At 62.4% G+C, this 18107-nt stretch carries 16 protein-coding genes and 1 pseudogene; 10 read left to right on the top strand and 7 right to left on the bottom strand.

Annotated features, from left to right (window positions below; translation table 11 throughout):
- Positions 1-31: 31 nt before the first annotated feature.
- Together BLW22_RS15985 and BLW22_RS15980 are read left to right on the top strand one after the other, a co-directional pair.
- On the top strand, positions 32-1012 hold the full coding sequence (locus tag BLW22_RS15985; protein WP_027608636.1) for a sugar-binding transcriptional regulator: 981 nt from the start codon (positions 32-34) through the stop codon (positions 1010-1012).
- Between the two features lie 544 nt (positions 1013-1556).
- Positions 1557-3125, top strand: a complete 1569-nt coding sequence (locus BLW22_RS15980; protein ID WP_027608635.1) for a TerC family protein — start codon at positions 1557-1559, stop codon at positions 3123-3125.
- Positions 3126-3144: 19 nt separating this feature from the next.
- Here BLW22_RS15980 and BLW22_RS35610 read toward each other — a convergent pair.
- Positions 3145-3435 (bottom strand): annotated as a pseudogene (locus BLW22_RS35610) (thioredoxin family protein); the annotation flags it as partial.
- A 75-nt stretch (positions 3436-3510) separates the two neighbouring features.
- Positions 3511-3759, bottom strand: a complete 249-nt coding sequence (locus tag BLW22_RS15970) for a hypothetical protein (RefSeq protein ID WP_065927168.1) — start codon at positions 3757-3759, stop codon at positions 3511-3513.
- A gap of 332 nt (positions 3760-4091) precedes the next feature.
- Between BLW22_RS15970 and BLW22_RS15965 the strand changes: the two genes are divergently transcribed.
- The 8 genes from BLW22_RS15965 (at position 4092) to BLW22_RS15930 (ending at position 10753) form a co-directional block, all read left to right on the top strand.
- Positions 4092-4940, top strand: a complete 849-nt coding sequence (locus BLW22_RS15965; RefSeq protein ID WP_027608633.1) for a transporter substrate-binding domain-containing protein — start codon at positions 4092-4094, stop codon at positions 4938-4940.
- A 52-nt stretch (positions 4941-4992) separates the two neighbouring features.
- The gene (locus tag BLW22_RS15960) at positions 4993-5655 is read left to right on the top strand and encodes an amino acid ABC transporter permease (protein ID WP_027608632.1); all 663 of its coding nucleotides are present in this window, start codon (positions 4993-4995) and stop codon (positions 5653-5655) included.
- 11 nt (positions 5656-5666) lie between these two features.
- Positions 5667-6329, top strand: coding sequence for an amino acid ABC transporter permease (locus BLW22_RS15955; RefSeq protein WP_074847009.1), 663 nt, complete (start codon positions 5667-5669; stop codon positions 6327-6329).
- Positions 6326-7108 (top strand): amino acid ABC transporter ATP-binding protein, encoded by a 783-nt coding sequence (locus BLW22_RS15950; protein ID WP_065927166.1) that lies wholly within the window; start codon positions 6326-6328, stop codon positions 7106-7108. The genes BLW22_RS15955 and BLW22_RS15950 overlap by 4 nt, the downstream gene beginning before the upstream one ends.
- A gap of 16 nt (positions 7109-7124) precedes the next feature.
- Positions 7125-7514 carry a RidA family protein gene (locus BLW22_RS15945; protein WP_012723821.1) on the top strand — a complete coding sequence of 130 codons (390 nt, stop codon included), beginning with the start codon at positions 7125-7127 and terminating at the stop codon, positions 7512-7514.
- A gap of 334 nt (positions 7515-7848) precedes the next feature.
- On the top strand, positions 7849-8613 hold the full coding sequence (locus tag BLW22_RS15940) for an IclR family transcriptional regulator (RefSeq protein WP_065927191.1): 765 nt from the start codon (positions 7849-7851) through the stop codon (positions 8611-8613).
- A gap of 9 nt (positions 8614-8622) precedes the next feature.
- The gene (locus tag BLW22_RS15935) at positions 8623-9831 is read left to right on the top strand and encodes an amino acid deaminase (RefSeq protein WP_065927165.1); all 1209 of its coding nucleotides are present in this window, start codon (positions 8623-8625) and stop codon (positions 9829-9831) included.
- A 10-nt stretch (positions 9832-9841) separates the two neighbouring features.
- On the top strand, positions 9842-10753 hold the full coding sequence (locus tag BLW22_RS15930; protein ID WP_074847008.1) for a sugar kinase: 912 nt from the start codon (positions 9842-9844) through the stop codon (positions 10751-10753).
- A gap of 61 nt (positions 10754-10814) precedes the next feature.
- Here BLW22_RS15930 and BLW22_RS15925 read toward each other — a convergent pair whose 3' ends face one another.
- From BLW22_RS15925 to BLW22_RS15905, 5 genes are all read right to left on the bottom strand, one after another.
- The gene (locus BLW22_RS15925) at positions 10815-11090 is read right to left on the bottom strand and encodes a peptidylprolyl isomerase (RefSeq protein ID WP_010564624.1); all 276 of its coding nucleotides are present in this window, start codon (positions 11088-11090) and stop codon (positions 10815-10817) included.
- Positions 11091-11121: 31 nt separating this feature from the next.
- Positions 11122-13629, bottom strand: coding sequence for a PAS domain-containing hybrid sensor histidine kinase/response regulator (locus BLW22_RS15920; protein WP_074847007.1), 2508 nt, complete (start codon positions 13627-13629; stop codon positions 11122-11124).
- Positions 13630-13763: 134 nt separating this feature from the next.
- Positions 13764-15722, bottom strand: a complete 1959-nt coding sequence (locus tag BLW22_RS15915) for an acetoacetate--CoA ligase (protein ID WP_074847006.1) — start codon at positions 15720-15722, stop codon at positions 13764-13766.
- A 100-nt stretch (positions 15723-15822) separates the two neighbouring features.
- Positions 15823-16596, bottom strand: a complete 774-nt coding sequence (locus BLW22_RS15910) for a 3-hydroxybutyrate dehydrogenase (RefSeq protein WP_065927161.1) — start codon at positions 16594-16596, stop codon at positions 15823-15825.
- Positions 16597-16603: 7 nt separating this feature from the next.
- Positions 16604-17995, bottom strand: a complete 1392-nt coding sequence (locus BLW22_RS15905; protein ID WP_065927160.1) for a GntP family permease — start codon at positions 17993-17995, stop codon at positions 16604-16606.
- Positions 17996-18107: the final 112 nt, after the last annotated feature.

The following is an 18107-nucleotide window of genomic DNA, read 5'->3' as shown; positions in this document are numbered from 1 at the left end:
GCCTTTGACGCCGAAACGGAAGCCCGTCCCCATGAGTGACAGTACCCAGCGCATGGCCAGCGATATTGATCAGATGACTGAAGTGGCGATGCTCTATTACCTCGAGAACGTCACTCAGGAAGCCATCGCCAAGCGCTTCGACCTGTCCCGGGCCAAAGTCAGCCGATTGCTCAAGCGCGCGCGGGATGAAGGCATTGTCGAGGTGCGCGTCTTGCAGCATCCGGCGATGAACAACGAGCTGGAACAGGCCTTGGTGGCGCGCTTCAAGCTGGATCGCGCGTTGATCGCGGTGGACCACAGCGACCCCGATACCCAGCGCTCGGCGGTCGCCAGCCTGGTGGCCAACTACCTGAACAAGACCTTGAGTGACGGCATGATCGTCGCCGTGGGCATGGGCCGCAACGTCGGCGCCGTGGCCGATAACGTGTTCCTGCCGGTGACGCGCAACTGCACATTTGTCTGCGCCATTGGCGGTTCGCTCAAGGCCGGCGAATACATGAACCCCGATCACATCTGCCGGCGCCTGGCCCTGCGCTTTGGCGGCGAGAGTGAAAGCCTGTACGCCCCGGCCCTGGTGGCCAACCCGGAGTTGCGCGGGGTGTTGATCAACAACGACACGGTGCGCTCGACCCTCGACCGTGCGCGGCGGGCTGACATGGCGCTGATCGGCATCGGCGACATGAGCGAAAACAGCAATATGGTGCGCATGGGCTGGTTCTCGCCCCAGGAGATCGCCCAGGCACGCTTGTCCGGCACCGTGGGCGACATGATGGGCTATGACTTCATCGACATCCATGGCCAGCCGGCGGTCAACGCGATCCAGGGGCGAGTGATCGGGTTGACGGTGCAGGAGTTGTTTCGCATCCCGGACGTGGTGGCGATTGCCAGCGAGAACACCAAGGCGGCGGCGACGTTGGGGGCGTTGCGGTCGGGGGTGATCAATACGTTGGCGACGACGGTGACGAATGCCCACACCATCCTGGCGCTGGACGATGCAACCCGTAAAACCTGACACGCCCTCGTCGGGGCATGGGTATCTACACAACGTTGGCTCAACGCCGGACGCCCGGCAGACAGGGCTGTTGTGGTGAGCGGGCTTGTCGAATCGTCGCACCGCCCGCGCCGGGCTGCGAAGCAGCCCCAGTAAAGAAGTACGCGGTGTATCAGGCACTCTGTAGAGGCTGGTTTTGGGGCTGCTTCGCAGCCCAGCGCGGGGCAAGCCCGCTCACCACAGAGATTTGGCAGGATCTGAAAATACTCATGCTCATCGGGGGCAAGCCGTCTCCCACATGATTTTGTGTGGGGGTCGAAGACAGGTTTTGTAATAGTTTTGCGTTGCAGGAAATTTGTATTTCGCCTGTAGGATTCAAGTCCTTTTGTTATTTCAGGACCTGCATGAACATCCTCTCGGAGCCTCCCAGTCGTCTTTCCCCAAGACATCCGCCGCCGCTGTTCCCGCTGAAACACCCCGTATCCCGACTGCCAGCCGTGTCCCGGTCCACTGACCGCGCCTTGCCGTGCCCGGCATTCTGAAACCTGTAGAGAGACTTGTATAAATGGAATGGTTAGCGGATCCAACGGCCTGGCTCGGCCTGTTGACCTTGATTGTGCTGGAACTGGTGCTGGGCATCGACAACCTGGTGTTTATTGCGATCCTGGCGGATAAGCTGCCGCCGGAGCAGCGCGACCGAGCGCGCTTGATCGGTTTGTCCCTGGCGTTGCTGATGCGCCTGGGCTTGCTGGCGAGTATTTCCTGGTTGGTAACCCTGACCCAGCCGCTGTTCGAGGTGTTCGACAAGAGCTTCTCCGGCCGCGACCTGATCATGCTGTTCGGCGGTGTGTTCCTGTTGTTCAAGGCCACCATGGAACTGCATGAACGCCTGGAAGGCCATGTGGCCCAGCGCACCGGCAACGTGGCATACGCGATGTTCTGGCCGATTGTGGCGCAGATCGTGGTGCTCGACGCGGTGTTCTCCCTGGATGCGGTGATCACGGCCGTGGGCATGGTGGATGAGCTGGCGGTGATGATGATCGCCGTCATCATTTCCATCGGCCTGATGATCGTCGCGAGCAAGCCGCTTACACGCTTCGTCAACGCCCACCCGACGGTGATCATGCTGTGCCTGGGCTTCCTGATGATGATCGGTTTTGCCCTGACCGCTGAAGGCCTGGGTTTCCATATTCCCAAGGGCTACCTGTACGCGGCGATTGGTTTCTCGATCCTGATCGAGGTGTTCAACCAGATTGCCCGCGCGCGTCGCAAGAAGTCGGCCCAGGGCGTGTTGCCGGTGCGTGAGCGCACGGCCCATGCGGTGATGCGCTTGCTCGGCGGTCGCAGCCTGGCGGTGGAGGAGGTGGGGGAAGAGGTGGCTGACCTGTTGGGCGAGACGGATGCCGCCCAGGGGCCGCTGTTCGACCGACGCGAGCGGGTGATGATCAGCGGTGTGCTGCAACTGGCCGAGAGGCCGATTCGCAGCTTGATGACGCCGCGGGCCAACGTCGACTTTATCGACCTGGCGGACGACCCCGACACGATTCGCCTGAAGCTGATGCATTCGTCCTATTCGCGCCTGCCGTTGATCCGCAATGGCGCGGTGGATGAACCGTTGGGCTTTGTGCATAAGAAGGAATTGCTCAAGGAGTACCTGGCCGGCAACGAGCCGAACCTGGAGCACCTCGCACGCCGGGCGATCAACCTGCTGGAGAGCTTTTCGATCCTCAACGCCCTGGAACAGATGCGCCAGGAATCCACCCATATCGCCTTCGTGATCAACGAATTCGGTGACTTCATGGGCGTATTGAGCATGACCGACATTCTTGAATCCATTGCCGGTGAGTTGCCGGACGCCAGTGAGATCGAAGGGCCGGATATTGTCGAGGAGGGCGCGGGCTTCCGTGCCAATGGCGCCCTCAACCTCACCCAGATTCGTCAGCGTACCGGCTTCAAGGCCGTCGCGACCGAGGACTACCAGACCCTGGCCGGCCTGGTGATGAGCCTGCTCGACCGCCTGCCTGTGGTGGGCGATAGCCTGGAGCATGAGGGCTGGCGCCTGACGGTGGCGGCGGTAGAGGAGCGGCGGGTGACGCAGGTGTTATTGCAGCCTTGCGGCGTGCATAACGCCTGAAGGTGTCCTCCACAAACTGCGCTTGCTGCTCCTCGGGTCCGAAACCCTTGAATGTTTCCATCAAGGTGCCGTTCTGGAAGACCAGCAGCGTCGGGGTGCCTGTAACCTGCGGGTGCCTCGGCGTTTTCGCGCAATCGAGCACCAGGCTCACTACTGATCGGTACTGGGCGGCAATCTGCTCAAACAGCGGCCCGGCTACCTCGCAGGCCGGGCAGTGAGCTGAGATGAACAGCATGAACACCGGGCGCGAACTGCTCAGCACGCGCCGGTAGTCGTCGGTAGTGGCAATGGTTGCAGTGGCAATCCCCATGATGATCTCCCTTTGGACCGTGCAGGTTTTTTACCAACGCTAGGCCCGGGGACCGTCACCGTCTACTGTCAACCTTCACAGGTCTGCCTCACGCTCCACCCGTTCCCGGGCCTTGCGCGCCTGGTTTGCGCACTTGCGGTATTCCTCATTGTCCCGGGAGGCCTTGGCCCGGCGGTAGTCGTGGTGGTTCTGGCTGGTGTAGTTGGTGTCGAAGGCTTCCTTGAGCCTGCGCAGTTCTTCCTTGCAGTCGCGGCGGTCGTTGCTGGCCGACGCGTTGCCGGCTGCCAGCAAGGTGAGCATCACCAGGGTAAGGCATGACTTCATCAGGGCAGGGTCCTTGTCGGCAGGGATGTGCCAAGGCTAGTCCAGCGTGGGGATTTTTCCACGCTGCGCGCGCACTGCAACGGTGCGCAGTAACGCTGTCGCAGTGCGTCCAAAGGGACCTGTCACCGCCATATGGGGCCCTGGGTAGCAAAGTGATTGCAGATGCTGGCGTAGCGCCTTGTCTCCCCGAAATATTTATCTATCTGATTTAAAAAGCCTTTATTGCAGGCATGTTTTTCTTTGAGGGCGTGTGGCACACTTTCTGCTGTCTATTCCGTTGTTACATACTATGTTCCGGTATAGCGGAATACACAACTCCTGGAGTGCTTGTCATGCATCACCGACCTTCCGTGTTCAAAGCGTGTGTTTTTCTCTTCGCCGCATCGGCTTCCCTCGCAGGCATCGTGCAGGCGGCGGACAGCAAGCTCGATGATGTGCTCAAGCGTGGGCACCTGATCGTGGGTACAGGCAGTACCAATGCGCCGTGGCACTTCCAGGGAGCGGATGGCAAGTTGCAGGGGTTTGATATCGACATCGGCCGTATTGTGGCCAAGGGCTTGTTCAACGACCCGAGCAAGGTCGAGTTTGTGGTGCAGTCGTCCGACGCACGCATTCCCAACCTGCTGACCGACAAGGTCGACATGAGCTGCCAGTTCATCACCGTCACCGCCAGCCGTGCCCAGCAAGTGGCGTTCACGCTGCCGTACTACCGCGAAGGCGTGGGCCTGCTGCTGCCGAACAACAGCAAGTACAAGGAAATCGAAGACCTGCAGGCGGCGGGCGATGGCGTCACCGTGGCGGTGCTGCAGAACGTGTATGCCGAAGAACTGGTGCACCAGGCGCTGCCCAAGGCCAAGGTCGACCAATACGACAGCGTCGACCTGATGTACCAGGCGGTGAACTCCGGTCGCGCCGATGCCGCCGCCACCGACCAGTCCTCGGTCAAGTACCTGATGGTGCAGAACCCTGGCCGCTACCGCAGCCCGGCCTATGCCTGGAGCCCGCAGACCTACGCGTGTGCGGTCAAGCGTGGCGACCAGGACTGGCTGAACTTCGTCAACACCGCGTTGCATGAAGCCATGACCGGTGTGGAATTCCCCACCTACAAGGCGTCGTTCAAGCAGTGGTTCGGTGTGGACCTGCCGGAACCTGCCATCGGCTTCCCCGTCGAGTTCAAGTGATTCGTGAAAACCGGGGCGCCGCCAACGGCGCCCCCATCAGGTACTGCTGACCATGAACTATCAGTTGAACTTTGCCGCCGTGTGGCGCGATTTCGACACTTTGCTGGCGGGGCTCGGCCTGGGCCTGCAACTGGCATTGCTGTCGATCGCCATCGGCTGCGTGATCGGCCTGTTGATGGCGTTTGCCATGCTGTCCAGACATCGTGCGTTGCGAATCCTGGCCTCGGTGTATGTGACGGTGATCCGCAATACGCCGATCCTGGTGCTGATCCTGTTGATCTACTTCGCCTTGCCCAGCCTGGGTATCCGCCTGGACAAGATCCCCTCGTTCATCATCACCCTGTCGCTGTACGCCGGTGCCTACCTGACCGAAGTGTTCCGCGCCGGGCTGTTGAATATTCCCAAGGGCTTGCGTGAAGCCGGACTGGCCATCGGCCTCGGCGAATGGCGGATCCGCGCCTATATCACCGTGCCAGTGATGCTGCGCAACGTACTGCCCGCGCTGTCGAACAACTTCATTTCGCTGTTCAAGGACACTTCCCTGGCCGCCGCCATCGCAGTGCCCGAACTGACCTATTACGCCCGCAAGATCAACGTCGAAAGCTACCGGGTGATTGAAACCTGGCTGGTCACGACCGCGCTCTACGTGGCGGCCTGTTACCTCATTGCCATGCTGCTCCGTTACCTGGAACAGCGTCTGGCGATCCGTCGTTAAGGAGGGTGTCCATGTACGAGTCCCCCAGCTGGCTGCATGAGTTGTGGATCGCCCGGGATACGCTCTGGGCGGGGTTTCAGGCCAGTGTCGCGGTGTCGGCACTGGCGATTGTCTTTGGCACGCTGATCGGTATCGCCGCCGGGTTGATCCTGACCTACGGCAAATTCTGGATGCGCGCACCGTTTCGCCTGTATGTCGACCTGATCCGTGGCACGCCGGTGTTTGTGCTGGTGTTGGCGTGTTTCTACATGCTGCCGGCGCTCGGCTGGAAAATCACCGCGTTCCAGGCCGGCGCCGTCGGGCTCACGCTGTTTTGCGGCTCCCACGTGTCGGAAATCGTGCGCGGTGCACTGCAAGCCATTCCCCGTGGGCAGTTGGAAGCAGGCAAGGCGATTGGCCTGACATTCCGGCAGTCCCTGGCCTACGTGCTGCTGCCCCAGGCGCTGCGACAGATCCTGCCGACCTGGGTCAACTCCTCGACGGAAATCGTCAAGGCCTCGACCTTGCTCTCGGTGATCGGCGTGGCTGAATTGCTGCTGAGTACCCAGCAGGTGATCGCACGTACCTTCATGACCCTGGAGTTCTACCTGTTCGCCGGGTTTCTGTTCTTTGTCATCAACTACGCCATCGAGTTATTCGGGCGCTACATTGAAAAACGGGTGGCCTTGCCATGAACCAACCTCAAATAACCGAGCCGCTGCTGGACATCCGCGGCCTGCGTAAACAATACGGCGAGGTCGAAGTGCTCAAGGGCGTCGACCTGTCCATGGCGCGCGGCAACGTGGTGACGTTGATCGGCTCCAGCGGCTCGGGCAAGACCACCTTGCTGCGTTGCGTCAACCTGCTCGAAGAGTTCCAGGGTGGGCAGATCACCCTGGATGGCGAGTCCATTGGCTACAGCGACATCGGCGGCAAGCGCGTGCGTCACCCCGAACGCGTGATCGCCCAGCACCGGGCGATGACCGGCATGGCGTTCCAGCAGTTCAACCTGTTTCCCCATCTGAGCGCGTTGCAGAACGTCACCCTCGGCCTGTTGAAAGTTAAGAAAATGCCTAAGGACGAGGCGGTGGCACTCGCGGAAAAATGGTTGGACCGTGTAGGACTTCTGCAGCGCCGCGATCACTTCCCCGGCCAGCTGTCCGGCGGCCAGCAACAGCGTGTGGCGATAGCCCGTGCCATTGCCATGAACCCGAGCCTGATGCTCTTCGACGAAGTCACTTCGGCCCTCGACCCGGAATTGGTGGGCGAGGTGCTCAGTGTGATCAAGGGCCTGGCGGAAGAGGGCATGACCATGTTGCTGGTCACCCACGAGATGCGCTTTGCCTATGAAGTCTCGGACAAGATCGTCTTCATGAACCAGGGCCGGATTGAAGAGCAGGGCTCGTCGAAGGACATCTTCGAGCGGCCGCAATCGCCGCGCCTGGCGGAATTTCTCAAGAACATTCGTTTTTAATCAGGAGCATCGTTTTATGAGCATCACTCGTTACGGAGCCGGCAGTACGGCCGGCGGTGGCCAGCCGCGTCCCTTCGCCCGCGCGGTGGAAGCGGACGGTTGGTTGTACGTCTCGGGCCAAGTGCCTGCGGTGGACGGCGAAATCATCACCGGCGGGATCATCGAGCAAACCCGGCAGACCCTGCGCAATGTGGTGGCAATCCTCGAAGAAGCCGGCTACGAGTTGAAAGACGTGGTGCGGGTTGGCGTGTGGCTGGAAGACCCGCGGGACTTCTGGAGTTTCAACAAGGTCTTCGGCGAATACTTCACCCCGGAACACGCCCCGGCGCGGGCCTGTGTGCAGGCCAACATGATGGTGGACTGCAAGGTCGAGATTGATTGCGTGGCCTACAAGAAAAAGGGCTAAATTGCCCTCACTCTTAAGCCCACCAGAGATCAAATGTGGGAGGGGGCTTGAACCCGATAGCGGTGTATCAGTAACAGATGTGTTGATTGACACGCCGCCATCGGGGGCAAGCCCTAATGCCAGTCAGTTAAGGCTTTTTGTAGGAGCGAGCTTGCTCGCGAAAAACTCACAGGCGCCGCGTTCATTCAGGAAGCACGCGTTATCGTTGACGTTTTTCGCGAGCAAGCTCGCTCCTACAGGAGGCGATGTACGCTTAACTGACTGGCATTAGGGCAAGCCCCCTCCCACAGTGGACCTGCGCCAGCCCTACCATTTCGACCGGACCGAAATTGCCATGACCGAAGACACCATCAAACGCCGCGCCAAAGGCCTGGACCGTGCATTCGATATCCTCGATTTTCTCAAGGAAATCGGCCAGCCCCTGCGCCCGAATGATATTGCCAGCGGCATCGGCAGCCCCAAATCCACGGTCTACGAATTGGTCGCCTCCTTGTTGGAGCGGCGCATCCTCGAAACCGTGGGCAAGGACGGTCACGTCTACCTCGGCCGTCAGTTGTACTTCCTCGGCCAGGCGCATCTACGCCATTTCGACCTGACCCGCGAGGCCGACCACGCCTTGCAGGAGATCGTCAGCCAAACCCACGAAACCGCGCAGATGTGCCTGCTCAACGGGCGCAAATACACGGTGGCGCTGATGCGCGAAGGCGAGCGGCATTTCCGCATTTCCTCGGACATCGGTGAAGACGCGCCGATCCCATGGACCGCCTCCGGGCGCCTGTTGCTGGGGCACTTGAGCGACCAGCAGATCATCGACCTGATCGACCACGACGACTTTATCCTGCCGGACGGCCAGCGCCTGCCGCTGGAGACCTTTCTCGCGCAAATCCGCCAGGCCACCCTCGACGGGTTCTTTTCCTTCGACAGCGTGGCCGACACCTTTACCCACTGCTTTGCCGCCCCGGTCCGGGACGCGCAGGGCATCAGCATTGCGACGCTGTGCATCGTCGCCCCTCGGGCCGATGCGAGCAAAAACTACAACGACTATCGCCGGGTGTTGATCGACAGCGCCAACAACCTGGCTCGTCGCATCAACGAATAGGAGTTTTCCATGTCAGCCATCAATGCCGTTGAAAAGGGCGCCGCCGCCGTCGGTGCCCACCTGGTCCGCGACGTCGGCCTGCCCGCCCTGGTGCTGCACCGCGATGCCCTGGAGCACAACATTCGCTGGATGCAGGATTTCGTCAGCAACAGCGGCGCGGAACTGGCGCCCCACGGCAAGACCAGCATGATGCCGGCGTTGTTCCAGCGCCAGCTTGCTGCGGGCGCCTGGGGCATCACCCTGGCCAACGCGGTGCAGACCCGCGCCGCCTATGCCGGTGGCGTGCGCCGGGTGCTGATGGCCAACCAGTTGGTGGGCGCACCGAACATGGCGTTGATCGCCGACCTGCTGGCCGACAAGGATTTCGACTTCCACTGCATGGTCGACCACCCGGACAACGTCGCCGACCTGGGCCTGTTCTTCGCTGCCCGTGGCCTGCGCCTCAACGTGATGATCGAATACGGCGTGGTCGGTGGCCGTTGCGGTTGCCGCAGCGAGCAGGAAGTGCGCGACCTGGCCAAGGCGATCAAGGCCCAACCAGCCCTGGCCCTCACCGGTATCGAAGGCTACGAAGGTGTGATCCACGGCGAGCACGCCATCAGTGGCATCCGCGACTTCGCCGCGAGCCTGGTGCGCCTGGCCGTGGACCTGCAAGACAACGGGGCCTTCGACCTGCCCAAGCCTATTATCACGGCGTCGGGGTCGGCCTGGTACGACCTGATCGCCGAGTCCTTCGAAACCCAAAACGCAGCTGGTCGTTTCCTCAGCGTGCTGCGCCCCGGCAGCTATGTGGCCCACGACCATGGCATCTACAAAGAGGCGCAGTGCTGCGTGCTCGACCGCCGCGGCGACCTCCAGGAAGGCCTGCGCCCGGCCCTGGAAGTCTGGGCCCATGTGCAATCGTTGCCTGAGCCGGGGTTTGCGGTGATCGCCCTGGGCAAGCGCGACGTGGCCTACGACGCCGGTTTGCCGGTGCCGCTCAAACGCTATCGCGCCGGGATCCTGCCGGCGGAAGGCGATGATGTGAGCGCCTGCACCGTCACCGCCGTGATGGACCAGCACGCCTTCATGACCGTCGCGGCAGGTGTCGAGCTGCGCATCGGCGACATCATTTCCTTCGGCACCTCGCACCCTTGCCTGACCTTCGACAAGTGGCAGGTCGGCTGCCTGGTGGATGAGCAGTTGCGGGTGATCGAGTCCCTGGAAACCCGTTTCTGAGTGTAAAGCCATGACCACCACCCATCCCAGCATCGCCCTGATCGGCGAATGCATGATCGAATTGCAACACCGCGCCGATGGCAGCCTGCAACAGAGCTTCGGCGGCGATACCCTGAATGCGGCGGTGTACCTGCGCCGTGAGCTGGGGGATATCGGCACGGTAGACTATGTCACCGCCTTGGGCGATGACAGCTTCAGCGACGCCATGTGTGCGCACTGGGCCGAAGAAGGCCTGGGGCTGGAGCGGGTCCAGCGCCTGCCCGGACGTTTGCCCGGCTTGTACTGCATCCAGACCGATGCCAACGGCGAGCGCAAATTCCTCTACTGGCGCAACGAAGCGGCCGTGCGCGACTGCTTTACCACGCCGGCGGCTGCGCCGATCCTGGCGGCATTGCCGGACTACAACGTGGTGTATTTCAGCGGCATTACCCTGGCGGTGCTGGGTGAAGTCGGGCGCCGGCGCCTGCTCGAAGTCCTGATCGAAACCCGCCGACGTGGCGGCGCAGTGGTGTTTGACAACAACTACCGGCCACGGCTCTGGGCCACGGTGGACGTTGCCCGCGAGGCTTATCGCAGCGTACTGGCCGAGGTGGATATCGCCTTGCTGACCGAGGATGACGAACGCGCGTTGTTTGGTTATGCCGACAGCGAACAGGTATTCGCGGCGTACCCGGCGATTGCGGAAGTGGTGCTCAAGCGCGGTGCGGATGCGTGTTTGATCCGTTGCGACGGCGAGCGCCTTGCCGTGCCGGCGCTGAAGGTGGAGAAGGTGGTGGACACCACGGCGGCGGGGGATTCGTTCAGTGCGGCGTACCTGGCCAGTCGGCTCAAGGGTGGTTCGCCCCAGGAGGCTGCTTTGGCCGGGCATCGATTGGCGAGCCGGGTCATCCAGGTGCCGGGGGCGCTGATCCCCAGGGAGTAGGTGAATGGCCGCCTGCGGCGGATCGGGGGCTTGCCCCCGATAGCGGTCTTAAGCCAAAGCCTCAATCCCGGTAAAACACCTGCACCAGGTGATACCCGAACTTGCTCTTGATCGGCCCGTGCACCACCTTCACCGGTTTCTTGAAGATCACCGCATCGATCACCCCGACCATCTGCCCCGGCCGCACTTCACCCAAGTCGCCGCCGCGCTTGCCGGACGGGCACGTGGAGTACTTCTTGGCCAGCACATCAAAGGCTTCGCCCTTGGCAATGCGCTGCTTGAGTTGTTCGGCTTCTTCGCTGGTTTTCACCAGGATATGGCGGGCTTGGGCTTTCATCGGTCTCTACCAGGTGTGCGACGGCGCGCGATTATGCCTGAACTGAATCATCGACGCTGATCATGCTGCGGATTTTGGTCGCCAGCAGGTCGATGGAAAACGGCTTGGCGACCATGTCCATGCCGTCCTCCAGGAAGCCCTGGCGTTCGGCGGCTTTCTCCGCGTAGCCGGTCATGAACAGCACCTTGAGCCCCGGCCGATGCTGGCGAGCGATCTCCGCCAGTTGGCGGCCGTTCATGCCGGGCAGGCCGACGTCTGTCACCAGCAGGTCCACGCGCAAGTCCGACTCCAGCAACGGCAGCGCTGCACGCGCATCCCCCGCCTGGTGTGCGGTATAACCCAGCTCGTCGAGCACATTGACCACCAGCATGCGCACCGCCGGGTCATCCTCGACCACCACCACCGCTTCGCCGGCAAGGGCCAGCGGGACTTCGCCCAGATGGGCGGGCTGGCTGCTTTCCAGAGAGGTGCCGTGCAGGCGCGGCAGGTACAGGCGCACGCAGGTACCCTGGCCCGGTTCGCTCTGGATGGTCACGTGGCCACCGGACTGCTGGGCAAACCCATAGATCATCGACAGCCCCAGGCCGGTGCCCTGGCCGATGGGTTTGGTGGTGAAGAACGGGTCGAACGCCTTGGCGAGAATCTTCGGTGCCATGCCGCTGCCGTTGTCACACACGCCGAGCATCACGTAGTCGCCGGCCCTGACCGGTTCGAGGGTGGTGATATCGGTGCCGTCCAGGTAGCTGTTAGCGGTTTCGATCAGCAGTTCGCCGCCATCGGGCATGGCGTCGCGTGCGTTGATCACCAGGTTGAGCAGGGCGTTTTCCAGTTGGCTGGCGTCGGTGTTGACCGGCCAGATGTCGCGGCCCAGTTGCACCTTGAGCGTGATATGCGCGCCCTTGGTACGCTGGAACAGCTCCTCCAGGGACGCTACCAACTGGTTCGGATCCAGCGGGCGAAGGTCCAGCGACTGGCGCCGCGAAAACGCCAGCAGACGGTGGGTGAGGGCGGCCGCGCGATGGGCCGAGGACACGGCGGCGTCGGTAAAGCGGCCGATCTCGTCGCTGCGCCCGGCGGCGATGTAGCGCTGCATCAGGTCCAGGCTGCCGATGATGCCGGTGAGCATATTATTGAAGTCGTGGGCGATACCGCCGGTGAGCTGGCCCACCGCTTCCATCTTCTGCGCATGGCGCAGGGCATCTTCGGCGCGCTCGCGCTCGAACATCTCGTTTTGCAGGCGTTCGTTGGCTTCGGCCAGCGCCTGGGTGCGCTGGGCCACGCGCTCCTCGAGGTTCTCGTTGAGGTGGCGCAGGGCTTCTTCGGTGAGTTTGCGTTCGGTTTCATCGATGACAAAGATGTAGAAACCGTTCACCGAGCCGTCATTGCTGAAGCGCGGCAGGTATTTCATCAACGCATGGCGCGGGCGGCCATCGCGATGGGGGGTGACGGTCATGAAACTGCAGGCCTTGCCCCTGAGCGCAGCGGTGATCTTGTCCTCGCGCCCGGCGTACACATCGTCGCCGAGCACCTCGCGGATGGTCTTGCCGTACAGCTCCTGGGGCGTCATGCCGTACCAGTCGAGGTAGGCACTGTTGTTCAGGCGAAAGCGCTGCTCGTGGTCGACGTAGCCGATCAGCACCGGCATGGCGTTGATGATCAACTGCAGTTCGGTCTGGCTCTGGCGCAGGGCCTGCTCGGTGTTTTTGCGCTCGGTGAGGTCCAGTGCTGCGCCGAGAAAGCGCGCGGGGCGGCCTTGATGATCCTTGTAGCAACGCCCCCGGGCGAACACCCAGCGCACCTGGCCGTCGGCTTGTTGCAGGCGATATTCCTCGGCGTATTCAGTGCCGTAGGTGATGCAGTGCTTGATGCTGCGCGCCACCATGCCGCGATCTTCGGGATGTACGCCTTGCAGGTAGTCGCTGATCGGCAACCGGCTGGCGTCGCTTGGATCAACCCCGTGCAGGTAGGCGAAGTGCGCATCGGCGATAAAGCGGTCTTCGCCAATGTCCCAGTCCCAGGTGCCCACCGCATCGGTGGCGGCCAGGGCCAGTTGCAGGCGTTGTTCGGTGTTGTGCTGGGCCTTGCGCCGTTCGTTGGTTTCGATGGCCGTGACCAGGATGCCGGCCACATTGGCGCGTTCATCGCGGATCGGGCTGTAGGTCAGGTCCAGCCAGATTTCGGTGTCGCGATTGTTACGTTGCAGGACAAAACGCTGCTCGCTGAAGGTGCGCACCTGGCCGCTCAGCACGGCGTCGTAGATCGGCGCAGTGAAGCTTTCGAGTTCCGGCCAGGTCTGGTGCGCCGGCTGGCCCATGGCCTCCGGGTGTTTATTGCCCGCCAGCAAGGCGAAGCCGTCGTTGTAGAGTTGGGTGAGTTCGCTGCCCCACAGCAGGAGCATCGGCATCGGTGAGTGGATGACGATGTCCACGGCTGTGCGCAGGCTTTGCGGCCAATCATTGGCCTCACCGAGGGGGCTGTGCGCCCAGTCCAGCCGCGCAATCAATGCAGCGGCTTCGCTGCCGGTGGTTGTTCCCTTCATAAAAAGCCCTGAGCGTAACGCTTTGAAAAATGACAACACCCATTATCCCGTGGGACACCGATGGGTGACTACCCTCGAAAAATAGCATGCATTGAGGGTTTGTCTTCAAATGAGTGCGGCAGGGCTGAAACCTTTCATCTTTCCGCCAGTTCGGGGCGGTCGCGAAATTGCTCCAGGGCCTGCGGGTTGGCCAGTGCGTCGGTATTCTTCACCGGCTCGCCGTGCACCACGTTACGCACCGCCAGTTCGACGATCTTGCCGCTGATGGTGCGCGGGATATCGCTGACGGCGAGGATCTTCGCCGGCACATGGCGCGGCGTGGTGTTGGCGCGGATCACCTGGCGGATCTGTTGCTCCAGGTCCTCATCCAGTTCGATCCCGTCATCCAGGCGCACAAACAGCACGACCCGCACATCGTCCTGCCAGCGTTGGCCGATGGCCAGGCTTTCCAGCACCTGCGGGACTTTTTCCACCTGGCGATAAATCTCCGCGGTGCCGATGCGCACGCCGCCGGGGTTGAGCACTGCGTCGGAGCGGCCGTGAATCAGCAGGCTGCCGTTGGGGCGTTGCTCGGCGTAGTCGCCCTGGGCCCACACCCCGGGAAACTGGCTGAAATACGAGGCGCGCAGCTTCTTCTGGTGCGGGTCGTTCCACAAGCCGATGGGCATCGCCGGGAAGTGCCGGGTGCACACCAGCTCGCCTTTTCCCCCGACCAACGGCCGGCCCTGGTCGTCCCACACCTCGATGGCCATCGCCAGGCTCTTGCATTGCATTTCCCCGCGCCGCACCGGCAGCACCGGATTGCCGATCACAAAGCAGGAGACGATATCGGTGCCACCGGACATCGATGACAGGCACAGCTCGGCCTTGATCTCGCGGTACACGTAGTCGTAGCTCTGGGGCGACAAGGGCGAGCCGGTCGAAATCAGGCCCTTGAGGCTGCCCAGGTCGTGGCTCAGGCGCGGTTGCAGCCCGGCCTTTTCCAGGGTGGCAAGGAACTTGGGGCTGGTGCCGAACACGCTGATCTTTTCCGCGTCGATCAGGTCGATCAAGCGTTCCGGGCCGGGGTGAAACGGCGAGCCGTCATACAGCACCGCCGTGGCCCCGATGGCCAGCACCGAGACCAGCCAGTTCCACATCATCCAGCCGCAGGTGGTGTAGTAGAACAGGCAGTCCTCGCTGGATATGTCCGCGTGCAGGCCGTGTTCCTTGAGGTGGGTGAGCAGCACGCCGCCGGTGCCGTGGATGATGCATTTGGGCACGCCGGTGGTGCCGCTGGAATAGAGGATATACAGCGGATGGTCGAACGGCACCGCGACGAATTCAGGCTCGCCGCCGGGTTGGTAGAAGTCGTTCCAGAGGGCGACGCGGGCCTGGGTCTGATAGTCCTCGACGCAGGCCTGGGGCCGTGCATACGGGACGATGATCAATTGCTCCAGGGACGGCAGGCGTTCGAGGATTTCATTGAGCTTGGCGCTTTGGTCGATGGTTTTACCGGCGTAGCGGTACCCGGCGCAGGTGATCAGCACCTTGGGCTCGATCTGGCCGAAGCGGTCGATGACGCCTTGGGTGCCGAAGTCTGGCGAGGAGCATGACCAGATCGCGCCGAGACTGGTGGTGGCAAGCATGCCGACCAGGGTTTGCCAGGTATTGGGCATGCACGCGGCGACCCGGTCACCGCGGCCGACACCGGCCGCCCGCAGGCTGTCCTGCAGGCCGGCGACGTGGGCGGCCAGTTCGGCGTAGGTCAGTTGTTCGCGCTGGCCGTCTTCGCTGATCGCGACCACCGCCGGGTGATCGTCGCGGCGGCGTAACAGGTGTTCGGCAAAATTCAGGGTCGCGCCGGGAAACCACTGGGCGCTGGGCATCTCGACGTCTTCGATCAGCACTGCACTGGGCGGGCTGCGAAACTGCACATCGAAGAACGTGACGATCGCCTGCCAGAAGTCCGGGCGCTGGTCGATGCTCCACTGGTGCAGGGCCGGATAGTCGCTGAGCTGCACGCCGTGGCGATCATTGATAAAGCGCCGGAACTGGTCCATTCGCGTGGTGTGGATGCGTTCGGGGGAAGGTTGCCAGAGGATTTCGGACATCAGCACGGTCTCTTGTTCTTGTAAAAATCTACCCGTCAACATAGATCAACTGTGGGAGGGGGGGGGTGCCCCCCACAGTTTAGAACTCCAGTGTCTGGTTTTATTGGGCCAGCCAGCCACCATCAATGTTCCACGCCGCCCCCCGCACCTGGGCCCCGGCCTCGCTGCACAAGAACAGCACCAGCTCTCCCAGCTGCGACGGCGTCACGAACTCCAGTGACGGCTGTTTCTCCGCCAGCAGATCATGTTGCGCCTGCTGCGGATCGACGCCATTGGCCACGCGATCATCAATCTGCTTCTGCACCAGCGGCGTCAGCACCCAGCCGGGGCAGATCGCGTTGCAGGTCACGTTGCTGGTGGCGGTCTCCAGGCCCACCACCTTGGTCAAGCCGATCACGCCGTGCTTGGCCGCCACATACGCGGCCTTGCCCACCGAGCCGACCTGGCCGTGCACCGAGGCGATGTTGACGATACGCCCCCAGCCCTTGGCCTTCATGCCCGGCAGGCTCAAGCGTGTGCTGTGGAACACCGAGGACAGGTTGATCGCGATGATCGCGTCCCAGCGCTCCAGCGGGAAGTCCTCCACCGCCGCCACGTGCTGGATGCCGGCGTTGTTGACCAGGATGTCGACACCGCCGAACTCACGCTCGGCGTAGGCGAGCATGTCGGCGATCTGCGCCGGGTCGCTGACGTCCGCCGGGTGATGGCCGACCTTGCCGCCAAACGCCTGCACCTGGGCGACCACCGCGCTGGCGTCGCCGAAGCCGTTGAGGATCAGGTTGGCTCCGGCCTTGGCCAGGCTCAGGGCGATACCCAGGCCGATGCCGCTGGTGGAGCCGGTAACCAGGGCGGTCTTGCCGTTCAATCTCGTCATGAAAACCTCACACAATGCCGGTGGCGTAGAAAGTACCGATCACCACGAACACCGCGAGGGTCTTGATGATCGTGATGCCGAAAATGTCCTTGTAGGCTTCGCGGTGGGTCAGGCCGGTCACAGCCAGCAGGGTGATCACCGCGCCGTTGTGGGGCAGGGTGTCCATGCCGCCGCTGGCCATGGCCGCGACCCGGTGCAGCACTTCAAGAGGAATATTGGCCGCATGGGCCGCCGCAATAAAGCTCTCGGACATGGCCGCCAGGGCGATGCTCATGCCGCCGGACGCAGAGCCGGTGATACCGGCCAGCAGGGTCACGGTAATCGCTTCGTTGACCAGCGGGTTGGGGATGCCCTTGAGCCAGTCCGCCAGCACCAGGAAGCCCGGCAGCGAAGCGATCACCGCGCCGAAGCCATATTCGGAAGCGGTGTTCATCGCCGCCAGCAATGCGCCGCTGACCGCGCTTTTGCTGCCGTCGGCGAGCTTACTTTTGATCGCCGACCAGCCGAATACCAGCACCATGATGATGCCCACCAGCAACGCCGCCTGCACCGCCCAGATCGCGGTGAGCTTGGCGATTTCAGTGGTCACCGGTGCGCTCATGCCCGGCAGGCTGAGGCTGTGGGTCTTGCCGTACCACTGTGGGATCCAGTGGGTGAACAGCAGGTTCATCACGCCCACCAGGATCAGCGGCGACAGCGCGATCCACGGGTTGGGCAGGGCAATGTTCTCGGCGGTCTCAGGCTCGTTGCGCAGCTCGGTGCCGTAGCCTTCACCCGCGCGCTGGGCCTTGTTGCGCTGGCGCGCCAGGTAGAGCATGCCGGCGCAGAACACGAAAATCGTGCCGATCAACCCCAGCCACGGCGCCGCCCAGGCGGTGGTGTTGAAGAAGGTGCTGGGGATGATGTTCTGGATCTGCGGCGTGCCGGGCAGGGCGTCCATGGTGAACGAGAACGCACCGAGGGCGATGGTCGCTGGGATCAGGCGCTTGGGGATATTGCTCTGGCGGAACATCTCCGCCGCAAACGGGTACACCGCAAACACCACCACAAACAGCGACACGCCGCCGTAGGTGAGCAGGGCGCAGACCAGCACGATCACCAGCATCGCCTGGCGCGTGCCGAGCAAACGGATCGCCGCCGCCACGATAGAGCGCGAGAAACCCGACAGCTCGATCAGCTTGCCGAACACCGCACCGAGCAGGAATACCGGGAAATACAGTTTGATAAAGCCGACCATTTTCTCCATGAACACCCCGGTAAAGGCAGGGGCGACGGCGGACGGGTCGGTGAGTAGCACGGCGCCGAGGGCGGCGATGGGGGCAAACAGGATAACGCTATAGCCACGGTAGGCAGCCAGCATCAGCAACGCGAGCGCTGCCAGGGCAATGATCACACTCATGGTGTGTCTCCATCGGATTGTTATTGTTGTGGGTGAAGCAGTGGGGAGGGCTATAGCGAGATGTGTGCCATATTTTCAAACTATTGAAATATATGGATATTTTTTAAATTCT

The sequence above is a fragment of the Pseudomonas marginalis genome, assembly GCF_900105325.1.
GTDB lineage: Bacteria > Pseudomonadota > Gammaproteobacteria > Pseudomonadales > Pseudomonadaceae > Aquipseudomonas > Aquipseudomonas marginalis.
The sequence above is the reverse complement of the archived record's forward strand: the minus strand, read 5'-3'. Positions and strand labels throughout refer to the sequence as shown.